Here is a 15018-nt window from a genome sequence, read left to right as displayed (position 1 = left end):
TACCTCAAAAGCCCTCTGCTAGGTTACCGCCATGAAGGAAGAGGTCGCGAGCGCGCCGCTGACGCTGAGGGACATCGCCCGCCAGGCCGGCGTCAGCCTCGCCACCGTCGACCGCGTGCTGCACAACCGCCCCGGCGTGCGGCCGGACACCGTGCGGCGCGTGAAGGAGGCGATCGAGCGTAACGCCTTCCAGCCGCATGTCGCGGCGGCCGAACTCGCCCGCGGCCGTGCGCGGCGCTTTGCCTTCGTGATGCCGTCAGGCCCGAACCTCTTCATGCAGCAGATCGAGGCCTATCTCGGCGAGATGTCGGGTTGGCTTTCGGCGCGCCGTCTTTCGGTCGAGATAATCGCAACCGACGTGTTCGATCCGATGGTGCTGACCGGCTGCCTTGAGCAGCTCGCCGGCGATTTCGATGGCGTGGCGGTAGTCGCGCTCGATCATCCGAGCGTGCGGGCAGCGATCAATGATCTCGTCGATAGCGGTACCGAAATCGTGACGTTGGTATCGGACGTGCCGTCCTCGCGGCGGCACCACTATGTTGGCATCGACAATATCGCGGCCGGCCGCACCGCGGGCGCGCTGGTTGGCCGCCTGGTGTGCGCGCGACAGGGCAAGGTCGCGATCATCGCGGGCTCGCAAGGCCTGCGCGACCACGCCGAACGCATCTTCGGCTTCAACCAGGTGATGGCGTCCGAATTCGCAGGCCTCGATGTGCTGCCGGTGCTCGAAGGCCGCGACGACGATGCGCGCTCGGAAGAGCTGACCGCACGCCTGCTGCGCGATCATCCGGACATGGTCGGCCTCTACAATGTCGGCGCCGGGACGCCGGGTGTCGCCAAGGCGCTGATCGGGTCCGGACGCGACAAGCAGGTCGTATTCGTCGGCCACGACGTCACAGTGCTGACACGCAAGCTGCTGCTGCAGGGCGTGATGGATGCCGCGATCTCGCAGAACCCGGGACATGAAGCGCGCGCCGCCGTGCGGGTGCTGCTGGCGCTTGCGCGCGGCGAGCCGATCTTGAGTGAACAGGAGAAGATCCGGATCGACATCGTGATGCGGGACAATCTGCCGTAATCGGAACGGCCGGACGGCAGGCGACGTTGCAAGACGGCTCTCGTGCGGAAAAGGCGACGCAGTTCGCACGCCGCGCAGAGCCGGAAGGGAGGATGGTTCGTGTATCTCGGAATGGACATCGGCACGTCCGGTGTGAAGGCGGTACTCGTGAACGAGGCTGGCGCCGTTATCGCCACTGCCGCGCGCGAGCTTGCGCTGTCGCATCCCGCGCCGCTGTGGTCCGAGCAGGATCCCGATGCCTGGGTCTATGGCGCGATCGGCGCCGTCGATGATCTCGCGGCCGCGCATCCGCGCGAAGCGGCTGCTGTCTGCGGCATCGGACTGTCCGGCCAGATGCACGGCGCGACACTGCTCGACGCCGCTGGCCGTCCCTTGCGTCCGGCCATCCTCTGGAACGATGGCCGTTCGCATGCCGAATGCGCCGAACTGGAGCGACAATGTCCCGCATTGCACGCAATCGCGGGCAACCTCGCGATGCCCGGCTTCACCGCGCCAAAGCTGTTGTGGGTGGCGCGGCACGAGCCCGAGACGTTCAGGAAACTGGCCAAGGTGCTGCTACCCAAGGCCTATGTCCGCTATCGCCTGACCGGCGAGATCGTCGAGGACATGTCGGACGCGGCGGGAACGCTATGGCTCGATGTCGGCCGGCGCCGTTGGTCCGAAGAACTGCTGCAGGCCACCGGTCTCGACATCAGCCACATGCCGCGCCTCGTCGAGGGCAGCCAGGCAAGCGCGATGCTTTCACCTGAACTCGCGCAGCGCTGGGGCATGACACAAAGCGTCGTGGTTGCCGGTGGCGCCGGTGATTGCGCCGCGAGCGCGATCGGGCTTGGCGCCATCGCGCCGGGCGACGCCTTCCTGTCGCTGGGAACATCGGGCGTTTTGTTCCGCGTCACCGACCGGTTTGCGCCGGCAGCGGCGTCAGCCGTGCATGCCTTCTGCCATGCGTTGCCCGGCCGCTGGCACCAGATGGGCGTGATGCTGGCGGCGGCGGCGTCGCTGGCCTGGTTGTCGGATGTGATGGCCACGCCGGCACCGGCGCTGCTCGCGCCGTTGGGCGACGTCGTAGACCGGCCGAGCCCCGTAAAATTCCTGCCTTACCTTGATGGCGAGCGCACGCCGCACAATGATGCGGCGGCGAGCGGCACGTTCGTCGGGCTTCGCAGCGCGAGCGGGCGTAACGAGATGGTGCAGGCCGTGCTCGAAGGCGTGGCGTTTGCGGCGCGCGATAATCTCAATGCGCTGGGAAGCGCCAGTTCGAATATTACAGAGGTCGATTTCGTTGGCGGCGGATCGCGCTCGGCGCTGTGGGCGCAGATCTGCGCCGACGTGCTCGGCATTCCCGTCCATCGCGTCGAGGAGGGCGAGGTAGGGGCTGCGCTCGGCGCGGCGCGGCTCGGCCGGCTCGCCGCGACCGGCGAAGAGCCTCTGGATGTCTGCACGCGTCCGCGGCGGCTTTCGACGTTCATGCCGCGCCCGTCGGCGGTCGCGGCCTATGACGACGCCTATCATCAATGGCGAAAGCTCTATCCTGCGCTGAAGGAGTGTACTTAAGTGAACGCGGCATCCGAATTCTTCACCATCCGCACGCCGATCGCCTATGGCGGCGCGCAGGCCTCAACTCCGCTCGCCTTCCGCTGGTACGACAAGGACCGCGTCGTGCGCGGGCGACGGCTCGAAGATCATCTGCGCTTTGCGGTCTGTTACTGGCATTCGTTCTGCTGGCCCGGGCTCGATCCGTTCGGCGGCGAGACTTTTCTGCGACCCTGGCACCATGGCTCCGATGCAATGGCACAGGCGCGCGCCAAGGCCGATGTCGCCTTCGAACTGTTCCACCTGCTCGACATTCCCTTCTTCGCCTTTCACGACGCAGATGCAGCTCCCGAGGGGCGGACGCTTGCCGAGTCCGTTGCCAACCTGAACGCCATCGCTGATGTCTTCGAACAGAGGATGGCGACAGCCAAGGTCCGTCTGCTCTGGGGCACGGCCAACTTGTTCTCGCATCGCCGCTACATGGCGGGTGCTGCGACCAATCCGGATCCGGAGATTTTCACCTATGCCGCGGGGCAGGTGCGCGCCGCGCTCGAAGTGACGCATCGGCTCGGCGGCCAGAACTATGTGCTGTGGGGCGGGCGCGAGGGCTACGAGACGCTGCTCAACACCGACATCGGTCGCGAGCTCGACCAGCTCGGCCGCTTCGTATCGCTTGTCGTCGAGCACAAGCACAAGATCGGTTTCAAGGGCCCGATCCTGATCGAGCCGAAGCCGAAGGAGCCCACCAAGCATCAATACGACTTCGACGTCGCGACCTGCTACGGCTTCCTGCAGCGCTATGACCTCTTGAAAGACGTCAAGCTCAATATCGAGCAGAACCACGCCATCCTGGCCGGCCATTCGTTCCAGCACGAGGTGGCCCTTGCGGAAGCGCTCGGAGTGTTCGGCTCGCTCGACATCAATCGCGGCGACGATTTGCTGGGCTGGGACACCGATCAGTTCGCGATGAACGTGCCGGAGCTGGTTCTGGTGTTCCACGAGATACTGAACCGCGGTGGCTTCACGTCAGGCGGGCTCAATTTCGATGCCAAGATCAGGCGCCAGTCGATCGATCCCGACGATCTGATTCATGCCCATGTCGGCTCGATGGATGCCTGCGCACGCGCCTTCCTGGCCGCGGCCGACATGCTCGATGCGGGCGTGCTCACTGCGCCGCTCGCCGAGCGCTATAAAGGATGGGCCGGCGCCGAGGGGCGCGCGATCCTCGCGGGCCAGCATTCGCTGGCCGATCTCGCCGATCGCGCGATGGGGTCCGGGTTCGATCCGCAGCCGCGCTCGGGCCGTCAGGAATATCTGGAATCTCTGGTTAACCGGTACGTTTGAGCGAGGCCGTTCATGGCAAGTCCTCATGCAACAGCGCAACCGGTTTTGGAGCTGACCGGCATTGGCAAGGAGTTCGGCGCGATCCGCGCGCTGCATGACGTCGACATGAAGGTCTATCCCGGCGAGGTCGTCGGCCTGATGGGCGACAACGGCGCCGGCAAGTCGACGCTGGTCAAGATCATCGCCGGCAATTTTCCGCCGAGTCATGGCGAGGTGCGCTTCGACGGCAACGTCGTGCATTTCTATCGCCCGGTTGACGCCCGCGCCGTTGGGATCGAGGTCGTGTACCAGGATCTTGCGCTCGCTGACAATCTGACGGCTGCGGCCAATGTCTTCCTCGGCCGCGAGCTGAAGCGCAAGATCGGCCCGTTCGCCTTCCTCGATCACGGGGCGATGGCCGCGCGGGCGCTCGAACTGTTCGGCGAGCTGCGTTCGGAGACCCGGCCGCATGATCTCGTCAAGCAGATGTCGGGCGGCCAGCGCCAGGCGGTCGCGATCGCGCGGACGCGGCTGTCCAACGCCAAGCTCGTGATGATGGACGAGCCGACCGCCGCGATCTCGGTCCGTCAGGTCGAGCAGGTCTTGAGCCTGATCCATCGCCTGAAGGAGCAGGGCGTGGCCGTCATGCTGATCTCGCACCGGATGCCTGACGTCTTCGCGGTCTGCGACCGCGTCGTCGTGATGCGGCGGGGCGAGAAGCGGGCGGACAAGTCGATCGCCGATACCAGCCCCGAAGAGGTGACGGCCCTCATCACCGGCGCGAAGGAGGCGGCCTGATGGCTCTGCCGATGGAATCCCCGATCTCCTTCACCAATGTCGGCCAGTCCAGGTGGTGGCAGCGCGGCGTGTTCGCGTCGCAAACCGGCTATGTCACGCTCGCGCTGGTCGTGCTGCTGATCGTGATGCATTTCGCGAGCCCCTTCTTCTTCACCCAAGGCAACATGCAGAACGTGGCGAAGAACTTTTCGTTCATCGCCATCGCCGCCCTCGGCGTTACCTTCGTCATCATTACCGGCGGCATCGATCTTTCGGTCGGCTCGATGATGTGCTTCTCGGCCATGATCACCTCGATGGTGATGACTGGCCTGTCGACGCCGGGCATGCCGGGGGCGTCGCTGTTCGTGCATTTCGCCGCCGACGGCAAGACCGTGGTCGCCAACGTGCCCGGTCTCATCCTCGTCGTCTCGGTGCTTGCGGGGCTCGGCGTGGCGCTGATCGTCGGCCTCGTCAACGGCTTCTGCATCGCCGTACTCGGGCTGTCGCCGTTCGTGACCACGCTCGGCATGCTCTCGATCGTGCGCGGCCTCGGCTATGTCGTCTCGAACGGCCGCGGCAGTTTTCCGGGCGGACCGGATGCCGACTATTTCTATGCGCTGACCTCAGGGGACGTGCTCGGCGTGCCCATGCCCTTCATCTATCTCGTGATCCTCGCGTTGCTCATGGCGGTCGCGCTGCACCATACGACGTTCGGCCGTCACGTCTTCGCGCTCGGCGGCAATGAGAAGGCGGCCGAACTCACCGGCATCTCGGTAGTGCGGGTCAAGATCGAGGTCTATGTGATCTGCGCGCTCGCCGCCGGCCTGCAGGGGATCATCATCTGCGGCTGGCTCGGCTCGGCGCCGGCGAACATGGCGACCTCCTATGAGCTCACCGTGATCGCGGCCGCGGTGATTGGCGGCGCCAACCTTGCCGGCGGCATCGGTGGGCCGCTCGGCGCCATCGTCGGCTGCGTGCTGCTCGAGGTGATTCGCAATGGCCTCGTGCTCGCACAGATCAGCTCCTACTGGCAGCAGACATTGGTGGGCGTGATCATCATCCTGGCGGTGCTGGTCGACCGGGATGCTGTGAGGGACACTGGCCGGGAGACAATAAGGCCTCGTCTATCCGCTCCCGGATCAGGCAATTCAGGATAGGCAATCAAACGTGTGGAGGGAACCAATGAGGAAAGTTCTGCTTGCCGGCATGGCGATCGCGATGATGGTGACGCCGGCGCTCGCCCAGACCTACCGCTTCGTCATCGTGCCCAAGGCGATGAACAATCCGTTCTTCGATTTCGCGCGCGACGGCTGCCAGAAGCGCGCCAAGGAACTCGGCAACATCGAATGCATCTACAGGGGGCCGGTCGAGCACGAGCCGGCAACGCAGGCGCAGATCATCCAGGACTTCGTCACGCAGAAGGTCGATGGCCTCGCGATCTCGGTCGCCGACGTCGCGGCCATGACCAAGTCGATCGAGGCGGCGAGTGCTGCCGGCATTCCCGTCATCACCTTCGATGCGGATGCGCCGGGGTCCAAGCGCATCGCCTATATCGGCACCAACAACAAGGAGTTCGGTGTCGCGCTTGGCAAGCAATTGCTGCAGCTCCGCCCCGAGGGCGGCAAATACGCCATGGTCTCGGGCGGGCCAGGCGCCAAGAACCTCGCCGAGCGCGTCGATGGCGTCCGTGAGGCGCTGAAGGGATCGAAATGGGTCGAGGTCGGTGGCTCACCGACGTTCTGCAACGACGATCCCGCGCTCGCCGTTCAGCAGATGACGGACCTGCGGACCGCAACGCCCGACCTAGCCGCGATCGTGCCGGTCGGCGGCTGGCCGATGTTCGCGCCGGAAGGCTTCAAGGCCTTCGCCAGCAAGAACAAGAAGGACATCGATTCCGGCAAGTTCACCCTCGTCGTTGCAGATACGCTGAAGATGCAGCTCGAGCTGTTGCGTGACGGCTATGCCAACGCGCTGACGGGGCAGCGGCCGTTCGAGATGGGCGAGAAGTCGATGGATATCCTGCTCGCGATCAAGAAGGGCGGGAAGGTGCCGGAGATCGTCCATACCGGCCTCGATCTCGTCACCAAGGACAACGTCGCGCAGATGCTGAAATAGGTCCAGCGTGAACGCGGAAACGGTCCGGGGCTGGCCCCGGACCGTCAGTTCCGATCTGATCGCGATCGATGGAGGCTCTTACGCCCGCGATCCCGTGAAGGGGAAGCTGCCCATCGGGCCGATGCCCATTTCGCCGGACATGCTGTCTCCGGAAACCTTGCCGGTGAAGGCAAGCGTCAGCGGCATCGGGTTGGTGATGGAGATCTTCCAGGCGACGTCGTCGCCGTTGACGGTGCCGTCAAATATTTCGCCGGAATTGCCGTCGGCGCCCTGGGTGCCGGTCAGCGTACCACCCGCGCTCGTCAGCGACAGCGTTGCATTGCGCTCGCCCATCGGCGTGCTCATGGTGATGTTCCAGTTTCCGTCCACGGCCATCTTTGTCTCCCCGACATTTCTTCCCGGCAAACCGGAATGGTTTGCAAGATCCCGCCAACTCGACCGGCGGTATAGCCTATCTCGCCATACAAGCCCAACCGTCTCAAGCGTCCTTTTGACGCGTATTTCTTCAGGCGCGCTGGGCGGCAGCGCGAAGCCGGCTGCCGACCAAGACACGAAACGCGATGTATTGAATTGCGAAGGCGGCAATCTTGGCGCCGACCAGTACGACGGTCACGTAGAACGTCCACAGCTTCATGTCGCCGGTCATGGCGACGCCGATGGTGCCGGCGGCGAGCACGAAGCACAGTGCGGCCCAAGCATAGCCCGCGAAGGTGACATATTCGGGAATGGTCTGTGCCACGATCGGCGGCATATAGCGCAGCATCCAGCCGCGCTTGAGCATGATGACGCCGATCGCAAAATGCCCGATCGCGGGCTTCGCCAGCACGAAGCGCGGGTCGTGGGTCAAAAGCGTCGCGCTGCCGAGCACGATGACGAGCGCGAGGCTCGCCCAGGTCATGTAGCCGAGTTCGCTGCCCTTGACGCGCGAGTAGATCACTTGCGCGATGGCGCCTGCGATCGCCATACCGGTCGCCAGCAGCACGTTGTCGGTGGCGAGGTAGATCGCGATGAACAGGATGGTGGAGAAAAAATCGGCGCCCAGTCTGGCGAATACGTCCTTCATCGGCTTGCTTTCTGCTGGAGGATTGTTGCGGATCGAAAGGGGTACTTAGTGGGTGCCGGGCAGGGCGTTGGCCGGCGCGGAACCATACTTTGTCTTGCGATATTGTGGATACCATGTCGTGAAATAGGCGGCGCTGTTGCGGGCGGCGAAGGCGATCACGAGCCCGGACCAGAGCGGCACGCCCGGCACGTAGATCATCAGCACGTTACCCGCGATCATCAGGACAAAGGCGCCGGTCCACGCCCAGGTGATGATATAGATCGCCTTCTTGAAACCGGGCAGCTTCGCCGTCTCGGCATCGACCTCCTCGAGCGCATATTGCAGCACGAACGGTTTGCGGATGACGAGCGACGCCAGCGATATTGCGAGCACGCCGATATCAACTGTCAGCTTGACAGCCGAATGACTCAGGTTCGGATCTACCAGCGCAACGTATGCGCCGAGTGCGGCGAACACGACGACGCAGCCCGCGCCGAGCATCTTGATCGAACGGCCGCGGTAGACGTCTATGCCGATGACGGCGAGGCAAATCCCGGCCGATACGAACAGGCTGATCTCGGCGGAGGTCACCAGCATCAGCAGGGCGAACGAACCGAATGGGGCGAGGATCAGGAAGATGGTCATGGCAGCCTCTCGGGCTAATCTTTACAACGTAAAGATAAACTATGGGGGAGGCAGGGAGTCGTCAAGAAAAATCTTTACAGTGTAAAAATAAAAATCGCGAAGTGAGAAAATCAACGTATTTGCAATGGCTTGTGGCCCTATACGACGCGCATCAGGATCGTCAGAGCGCAGACCAGCAGTAAAAGCAGCGTGATGGTGATGCCGCCCATCCGGCCGACGCGGAATTGCAGCGTATTGGGCGCGGCGTACATGCCGAGCGGATGCAAGAGCCGCGACAACAGCAGCGTGCCCATCAACAGATGGACCCACATCGCTGCCAAGCCGGACATTTCCAGCATCGCGACCATCAGCGTAATGATCGGCACGTACTCGATGAAGTTGGCATGCGCGCGGATCGCGCTGCGTAGCGCGAGGCTTCCATTGTCGCCGAACGCCGCCCGGTCTCTCATGCGCAGCCGTCCGACCTGAACAGCGAGGATGGCATAGAGGAGGGCGAGTACGGCGAGATAGGCTGACGTGATCGAGGGCAGATGCATGTGTGTCTCCTCGGGGGCCGTCTATTGATGCTGTCATTCCGGGGCGATGCGCAGCATCGGACCCGGAATCTCGAGATCACAACCTCTGGATTCCGGGTTCATCGCTGCGCGATGCCCCGGAATGACGGCGGTTGAACGCCTACGCCGCGCCGACCCAATTGCCGTGAAAGCCGTCGGGCACGCGATGGCCGAGATGCACCAGCGCCACGGGGCCTGATTCGACGTCCTGGGCGTTGAACACCGCAAGATCGCTGCGATTCTCCTGCGCGCGCCAGACGGCGGCGAGCAGCCAGCCATCGCCCTCGGCGGCATCAGGCCCGCGTTCGACAAACACCGGCTCGGAAATGGTGTCGCCGGCCGGCAGCAGATAATGGCCGAGCCGCTTGCCCTTGCCGTCGACCTGGACGATGCCGGACAGCGCGCCGAACATCGGCAAATCAGGGTTGGCGCAGGCGTACCAGCCATGGCTGTTCGCCTGTCCCGCGCGGCGGTCGTCGATGCGCGGGAATTCGCCGGTCAGATCGTCGAGATAGGTTTGCGTGAAGCGGTCGGTATTGCCGGCGAGGTCGAACGTCCAGCGACAGTACCGCGCGCGTGATTTCTGCGGGTCAGTCTTCGAACCATCAGGATGGTTGAAGAGTGGCGCTTCCTCGAACTGCATCACGTCGGCAATGATACGGTTGCCTTCTTCCCACGCATTCATGACGTGGAAGACGTAGCAGCTCTCGGCGCGAAACCAGACGAGGTCCTTGGCGGAACCGTTGCGCTTCATGACGCCGACGTAGCCGCCTTTCTCGGGCTCCCAGGCATAAGGCGCCTTGCCGCGCATCGCGCGCTCCATGCTGCCGGTAATGGGCAGGATCGGAAACAGCAGATGGTTTTCGGTGACGATGAAGTCGTGCACCATGCTGGCATAGGGCGCATCGAAGCGATCGTACCGCGTCACCACGCCGGAGGCGTTGACGGATCCGAAGGAGAGGGCAGGGGTAAGGAGGCCTGCGGCGTTATAGCCGAAGAACACCATCTCGCCGGTCACGGGATCGATCTTGGGATGCGCGGTGAAGGGGCCTTTGATGGCACCCTTGTAGTCGCAATAGCCGACGCGATTAAGGGTGTCGGGCTCGATCTCGGTCGGCAGATGGCCTTCTTCCAGCGCCAGCAGCTTACCGCCATGGAAGATGATGTTGGTGTTGGCGACGCCGCCGTCGTCGGTGGTCCCGGCCGGCGCACCCGGCAGCTTGCGGCCGAAGCCGCCGAACAGCGCGCGGCCGGCGTCGTGCTCGGCCAGCCATTTCGGGGTGCGGACCCAGCGGTTGCGGTAGCTGGCGCGGCCGTTCTCCAAGTGGAAGGCGTGCAGCATGCCGTCGCCGAAAAACCAGTGTGCGCCCGGCGCCTCGAACTGCGGGTTGGGGCCATTGCGATAGAGCGTGCCGTTGAGCTCGCGCGGCAATTCGCCGGTCACCTTGAGATGCGGCGCGTCGCATTCCATCGGGATCGGCGCCGGATTGTCCCGCGCCGTATTGGTCGTCGCCACTTGGTCGAGCATCTTACGTTTCCTCCGGATATATCTTTACATCGTAAAGATGTCAGTAAGCGCGTTGCCATCGACCGTCAAGCAAAATCTTTACAGTGTAAAAATTGCAGCTATAAGGATTCGTATGACAAGAATCTCGAGAGAAGCCAGAACCAGCCGTCCCTCCGCGAAGCGCAAGCCGGCAAGAGCCGTGACCGAAAGGCCGGCCAGCCGGCGTCGCCGTCCAGCCGGCGAGGCCCCTTATCATCATGGCGATCTGCACGACGCCTTGCTCGCCGCCGCCGAGCGGGTGCTGGAACGCGATGGGCTGGCGGGCCTGACGCTGCGCGCGGTGGCGCGCGAGGCCGGCGTGTCGCACGCCGCGCCGACTCATCATTTCGGCGATCTCACCGGGCTCCTGAGCGAACTCGCCGCCATCGGCTTCCGGCGCTTCAACGAGGCCATGACGGCCGCGGGCCAGACTGAAACGCACCCCCTGATGAAGGCGATGGCGCGCGCCAAGGCCTATGTCGCCTATGCGCAGGCGCGTCCCGGCATGTACGGGCTAATGTTCCGAACCGAGCGGCTCGACATGACGCGGCCGTCGCTGCACGAGGCGGCCACTGCCTCCTTCGAAGGACTGGCAACCGCGGCTGGCCTCGGCCGTGATGAGAAGCTCACCGGCGCGGCGCTGGAAGCATTGTCGCTTGACCAGGCTGCGGCCATCGCGCGCGCGTGGTCTTTGGTGCACGGCTTCACCACGCTGCTGCTCGATGGACGGCTGAAGGATATTTTGCACCGGCTGCCGGAAGGCACCGGCGTCGACCAGCTGCTACATGCGATGCTGGTCTCGACCGTCGCACGGCCGCCGGCGCTATAGGACAGCGGTTTGGGGGCGAGTTCGCTGGCGCCGGAATGGACCCTGCGCGGCCAACGGTGTGGATGGCGTGCCGCTCAGCAACCCCTGCAAATCTTGGTTTGGCGCGCGAGCCTTGCGTCGGCCTCCGCGTCTTCGTTGGGCTGCCGTGTCCACTCGTCATACCGCGCTTTGGCGTTCGATTGGGCCGGGGCATCGTTCAGCGGGCCGAGAATGATCTCCTGATTGCGGGCCGTTCTTCGCTTTGCCGGCCGTTTTGGCTCGCCCGGCGCGTCATTTGCCGTCGGTGGTTCGCCCAACCCGTCCCAGGCGATCGGCGCGCCTGCGGTCTGTGTCGTCGAGCAGCCGGTGCCGGAGGCGCAGCAGCCGGTGAGGGCGGAGCCTGCAACCAGCAGAACCATGATTCTCGTTAGCATCGTCGCTCCGGTGTGGCCGCCGTTAAAACCCGTGACGTGAGAATATATCAAGCACTCAAGGCTGTAGCTTTGACGTTAATGCGGCGAAAACACGCCGGCCGTGGGCTGCGTCAGCGCTTTGCAAGGCTGACGGCGGCGCCTTTTTCACCGATTACCTTCACTTCGTCCTTGCCGCACTTGAAATCACGCGCAAATTCGTCCGCCGCCTGGCGCGCGAGCTCGTTGGCATTGCGGCTGGCCTGGCCGTCGATATAGGCGACATGGCAGACCGGCCCTGGCGGCAACCGCGTCACGGCGAGCATCGGTTTCGAGGTCGGGCTTCCGGTCCTGTCCGGGGCGTCGTTGTCGGCGATCAGCCAGCGCTGAATGATCGCGAACGGCTTGCCGTCCACCGCCCGCCATTCGACGGTATTGGCGGTGGAATTAAAGGGGGCAAACCAGGCCTCCGCGGCCGGCTCCTTGCTGGCGGCAGCGCGGTCGGCTCCGACCGAGACAGTTTGGCGCAGGTCGTCCTCGCTGATCACTACCACCAGCCCCGATTTGCCGGGGCACACCTGCGTCGTGCTGCCGTTCTCGGGCTCGCCGATAGTGCGGCAGTCCTTCGGCGCCGTCGATGTGTAGCTGCTGCTGAATGTTTGGGCGTTGGCCGGTGAAATCAGGCCGAATGCAGCCGCGAACAGGGTCGCGGCGGCCGACACAGTGAGCGGCCGATGGGGAAAGCGTTTCATCTGCACTTCTCGCATGGAACCTCCAGCATCAGACGTGTGCAATCTGGGGAAGGTTCATGGCAAAGGTACGAAACACCTGACTTTGCCGCGGAATCGTCCTAGAAGGGCGGCTCGCAATTCGTCGTTTCCCAAGCGCGCAGTCATTCAGTCCTCATGCCTTCCATACCATCGAATAAGCCCTATCGCGTCGGTCGCTCCCGCACCGGACTTGGACTCTTCGCCACCAAGCCGATCAAGAAGGGCACCAAAATCATCCGCTATTTTGGGCCGCTTCTGGATTCGAAGAAGAAAAAAGACGACGCGATCGAGAACAAGTACCTGTTCGAGTTGAACAACCGCTGGACCATCGACGGCTCGGTGCGCAAGAACATTGCCCGCTACATCAACCACGCCTGCAAGCCGAACGCGGAATCCGACGTTCGCCCACGCAAGCGCAAGGTCTTCATCCGCGCCATCAAGAACATCGAGCCGGGCGAGGAGATCAACTACGATTACGGCACCGATTATTTCAAAGCCTATCTGAAGCCGATCGGCTGCAAATGTGCGGCCTGCGAGAAGAAGCGCAAGAAGCAGCGCGCCGAGGCGCGGGCGGAGAAGGCCCGCCTCAAGGCCAAGGCCGAGCGGAAAGCGCTGAAGAAGGCTGAAAAGCTGGCCAAGGAACAGCAGAAGGCTAAAGCGAAGCTGAAGGATAAGGCTGAGCGGAAGGCGAAGAAGACGCTGAAGCTGAACGGCCATTCGCTTAACGGGAAGTCTCTCAACGGCAGGTCGCTCAACGCCAAACGTCTGAACGGCAACAGCCGCGTCAGGGTTGCCGGCAAAAAATCGAGCGCCAGCAAGCCGCCAGTTTCCGCGCCCGCGCCGGTCCTCGAGGTTCAGCCCGCTGCCATCTCCGTTGAGGCTCAGCCCACCGCCATTTGACGTCTCATCCGCCAGCCTTGTGCACCGACTTCGGCAGCAGCGAATCGCCGAAGTCGACCGCCGAGCGTTGAATGATCGCGCCGGTTTCGTCGATCACGACGCGAAACCGCCGGTGTTCGGAGAAGAAGGTCAGGCGATGCCGGCCGGAATCGGCATCGACCCCGCGCTCCGCAAGGCTCGTGATCCGGCCCGCGCGCATTGCTTCCTGCAGCAGGGAAGGCGCCAGGCCGAGGCCTTCGGCGACGATGGCGGCGTCGATCTGCACTGCGCCATTTTCGAACTCGATCGGTTTCATGAGTTGCACCTGAGCCTTGTCATGGTTTCTTGCAGCCCTCACGCAAGTGCCGGGCTCCGCCTGGCGCTTGGCGGATAGGCACATTCCGCCAGCGTCGTAGCGTCGAGTTCGCGCATGAAAGCTTCGCGGGCGGCGGCGAGTTTTGCCTTCAGCCGGCAGCGCGGCTTCAGCACGCAATTGCCGCCGTCCTCGCGAAAACATTCGACCAGCGGCGGCCCTTCCAGAGCGCGCACCACTTCGCCGATGGTGATCGACTGGGCGGGGCGGGCCAGCGTGAAGCCGCCGCCAACGCCGCGCTGGGTCGAGATGAAGCCGCTATCGGCGAGGTCGCGCACCACCTTGGCCAGATGGTTGCGGGAAATGCCGAACTCGGCCGCGATCTCGTTGGTGGCGAAGGAACGGCCGGGTTCGCCCGCCAGCCGCATCAAGGCGCGCAACGCGAAATCCGTGAACGACGTCAGGCGCATGGGAGCCCTCTTGAAAGATCTGCTTGCAATTCATCTATAGCCGTCTAAATAGGTATTTGAAATACCTATTTAAGGGCAGGCGCAAAAATGGAAGCGATCGTGGCAGGGCCGGCGCGGCGGGAGCGGTTGACGGCCGAAATCATGGAACGGACAGGCATTGACGAGGCGATGATCGAGCGCCTGGTACGCGGCTTCTACGCCAAGGTGCGGGCCGACGTGGTGCTCGGGCCGATCTTCGATATCAGGATCAAGGATTGGGAGCCGCATCTGGCGCAGATGTGCGCGTTCTGGTCATCGGTCGCGTTGATGACAGGCCGCTACCACGGCACCCCGATGGCCAAACATCTGCCGCTGCCGGTCGACGCCGGGCATTTCGACCGCTGGCTCGAACTGTTCGAGCAAACCGCCCGCGAGATCTGCCCGCCTGAGGCGGAAGTGCATTTCGTGGAACGGGCGCGACGCATCGCGGCAAGCCTCGAACTCGGCATCGCCGGCACCCACGGCGTCATGCTCGGCAACGGGGAACGATTTCGGCGCAATCAAACAGGAGCAGTGTGATGGCTTATCGTGCGCATGTCGTGACCAACAAGGAGCAGGCCGATCCGTATTCCGGCAGCGGCCTGGTGCCGATGCTCGTGATCGGGCTCGTGCTGACCTTTGCCGGGATGATCGCGGCGGTAATGCTAAGCTGAGGCTCTTTCCCCGTCATTGCTGTCGATGTAAGCGAAGCAATCCACTTCTCCACTTGCTGAGGCGTG

General features: G+C 63.8%; 19 protein-coding genes. 10 read left to right on the top strand and 9 right to left on the bottom strand.

Features of this window, described 5'->3' with window-relative positions; genetic code table 11:
• The first annotated feature begins 31 nt into the window (after nucleotides 1-31).
• From C7G61_RS27145 to C7G61_RS27120, 6 genes are all read left to right on the top strand, one after another.
• Nucleotides 32-1075, top strand: a complete 1044-nt coding sequence (locus C7G61_RS27145) for a LacI family DNA-binding transcriptional regulator (protein ID WP_108519750.1) — start codon at nucleotides 32-34, stop codon at nucleotides 1073-1075.
• Nucleotides 1076-1174: 99 nt separating this feature from the next.
• Nucleotides 1175-2629, top strand: a complete 1455-nt coding sequence (gene xylB / locus C7G61_RS27140) for a xylulokinase (protein WP_108519749.1) — start codon at nucleotides 1175-1177, stop codon at nucleotides 2627-2629.
• Nucleotides 2630-3952 (top strand): xylose isomerase, encoded by a 1323-nt coding sequence (xylA, locus tag C7G61_RS27135; protein WP_108519748.1) that lies wholly within the window; start codon nucleotides 2630-2632, stop codon nucleotides 3950-3952.
• Between the two features lie 12 nt (nucleotides 3953-3964).
• Nucleotides 3965-4729 (top strand): ATP-binding cassette domain-containing protein, encoded by a 765-nt coding sequence (locus C7G61_RS27130; RefSeq protein ID WP_108519747.1) that lies wholly within the window; start codon nucleotides 3965-3967, stop codon nucleotides 4727-4729.
• Nucleotides 4729-5865 carry an ABC transporter permease gene (locus C7G61_RS27125; protein ID WP_244608484.1) on the top strand — a complete coding sequence of 379 codons (1137 nt, stop codon included), beginning with the start codon at nucleotides 4729-4731 and terminating at the stop codon, nucleotides 5863-5865. Before C7G61_RS27130 ends, C7G61_RS27125 begins: the two co-directional genes overlap by 1 nt.
• Nucleotides 5866-5890: 25 nt before the next feature.
• Nucleotides 5891-6823 (top strand): sugar-binding protein, encoded by a 933-nt coding sequence (locus C7G61_RS27120; RefSeq protein ID WP_108519746.1) that lies wholly within the window; start codon nucleotides 5891-5893, stop codon nucleotides 6821-6823.
• Between the two features lie 78 nt (nucleotides 6824-6901).
• Here the strand turns inward: C7G61_RS27120 and C7G61_RS27115 are convergent, their stop codons facing one another.
• From C7G61_RS27115 to C7G61_RS27095, 5 genes are all read right to left on the bottom strand, one after another.
• Nucleotides 6902-7198: a hypothetical protein gene (locus C7G61_RS27115; protein WP_108519745.1), complete on the bottom strand. Its 297-nt coding sequence runs from the start codon at nucleotides 7196-7198 to the stop codon at nucleotides 6902-6904.
• A 130-nt stretch (nucleotides 7199-7328) separates the two neighbouring features.
• Nucleotides 7329-7886, bottom strand: coding sequence for an inner membrane-spanning protein YciB (locus C7G61_RS27110; RefSeq protein WP_108519744.1), 558 nt, complete (start codon nucleotides 7884-7886; stop codon nucleotides 7329-7331).
• Between the two features lie 45 nt (nucleotides 7887-7931).
• Complete coding sequence (locus tag C7G61_RS27105) at nucleotides 7932-8510, bottom strand: hypothetical protein (protein ID WP_108519743.1); 579 nt, start codon at nucleotides 8508-8510, stop codon at nucleotides 7932-7934.
• 137 nt (nucleotides 8511-8647) lie between these two features.
• The gene (locus tag C7G61_RS27100) at nucleotides 8648-9046 is read right to left on the bottom strand and encodes an MAPEG family protein (RefSeq protein WP_108519742.1); all 399 of its coding nucleotides are present in this window, start codon (nucleotides 9044-9046) and stop codon (nucleotides 8648-8650) included.
• Between the two features lie 139 nt (nucleotides 9047-9185).
• Nucleotides 9186-10592: a carotenoid oxygenase family protein gene (locus C7G61_RS27095; RefSeq protein ID WP_108519741.1), complete on the bottom strand. Its 1407-nt coding sequence runs from the start codon at nucleotides 10590-10592 to the stop codon at nucleotides 9186-9188.
• A 112-nt stretch (nucleotides 10593-10704) separates the two neighbouring features.
• On the opposite strand from C7G61_RS27095, the gene C7G61_RS27090 reads away from it, so the two are divergent.
• Nucleotides 10705-11439: a TetR/AcrR family transcriptional regulator gene (locus tag C7G61_RS27090; RefSeq protein WP_108519740.1), complete on the top strand. Its 735-nt coding sequence runs from the start codon at nucleotides 10705-10707 to the stop codon at nucleotides 11437-11439.
• Between the two features lie 74 nt (nucleotides 11440-11513).
• On the opposite strand, the gene C7G61_RS27085 is transcribed toward C7G61_RS27090, so the two are convergent.
• Both C7G61_RS27085 and C7G61_RS27080 read right to left on the bottom strand, forming a co-directional pair.
• Complete coding sequence (locus C7G61_RS27085; protein ID WP_145963696.1) at nucleotides 11514-11852, bottom strand: hypothetical protein; 339 nt, start codon at nucleotides 11850-11852, stop codon at nucleotides 11514-11516.
• Between the two features lie 110 nt (nucleotides 11853-11962).
• Nucleotides 11963-12580 carry a hypothetical protein gene (locus tag C7G61_RS27080; RefSeq protein WP_244608483.1) on the bottom strand — a complete coding sequence of 206 codons (618 nt, stop codon included), beginning with the start codon at nucleotides 12578-12580 and terminating at the stop codon, nucleotides 11963-11965.
• A gap of 153 nt (nucleotides 12581-12733) precedes the next feature.
• Between C7G61_RS27080 and C7G61_RS27075 the strand changes: the two genes are divergently transcribed.
• Nucleotides 12734-13498, top strand: a complete 765-nt coding sequence (locus tag C7G61_RS27075) for an SET domain-containing protein (protein ID WP_108519738.1) — start codon at nucleotides 12734-12736, stop codon at nucleotides 13496-13498.
• A 4-nt stretch (nucleotides 13499-13502) separates the two neighbouring features.
• Here the strand turns inward: C7G61_RS27075 and C7G61_RS27070 are convergent, their stop codons facing one another.
• Both C7G61_RS27070 and C7G61_RS27065 read right to left on the bottom strand, forming a co-directional pair.
• The gene (locus tag C7G61_RS27070) at nucleotides 13503-13793 is read right to left on the bottom strand and encodes a DUF6522 family protein (protein ID WP_108519737.1); all 291 of its coding nucleotides are present in this window, start codon (nucleotides 13791-13793) and stop codon (nucleotides 13503-13505) included.
• A gap of 38 nt (nucleotides 13794-13831) precedes the next feature.
• A complete protein-coding gene (locus C7G61_RS27065; protein WP_108519736.1) occupies nucleotides 13832-14260 on the bottom strand; it encodes an RrF2 family transcriptional regulator in 429 nt (142 codons plus the stop codon).
• 87 nt (nucleotides 14261-14347) lie between these two features.
• Between C7G61_RS27065 and C7G61_RS27060 the strand changes: the two genes are divergently transcribed.
• Both C7G61_RS27060 and C7G61_RS47075 read left to right on the top strand, forming a co-directional pair.
• Nucleotides 14348-14818 carry a group III truncated hemoglobin gene (locus C7G61_RS27060; RefSeq protein ID WP_108519735.1) on the top strand — a complete coding sequence of 157 codons (471 nt, stop codon included), beginning with the start codon at nucleotides 14348-14350 and terminating at the stop codon, nucleotides 14816-14818.
• A complete protein-coding gene (locus C7G61_RS47075) occupies nucleotides 14818-14952 on the top strand; it encodes a hypothetical protein (protein ID WP_274542291.1) in 135 nt (44 codons plus the stop codon). The genes C7G61_RS27060 and C7G61_RS47075 overlap by 1 nt, the downstream gene beginning before the upstream one ends.
• Nucleotides 14953-15018 lie beyond the last annotated feature (66 nt).

The organism is Bradyrhizobium algeriense, assembly GCF_003062295.1.
GTDB lineage: Bacteria > Pseudomonadota > Alphaproteobacteria > Rhizobiales > Xanthobacteraceae > Bradyrhizobium > Bradyrhizobium algeriense.
The sequence above is the reverse complement of the archived record's forward strand: the minus strand, read 5'-3'. Positions and strand labels throughout refer to the sequence as shown.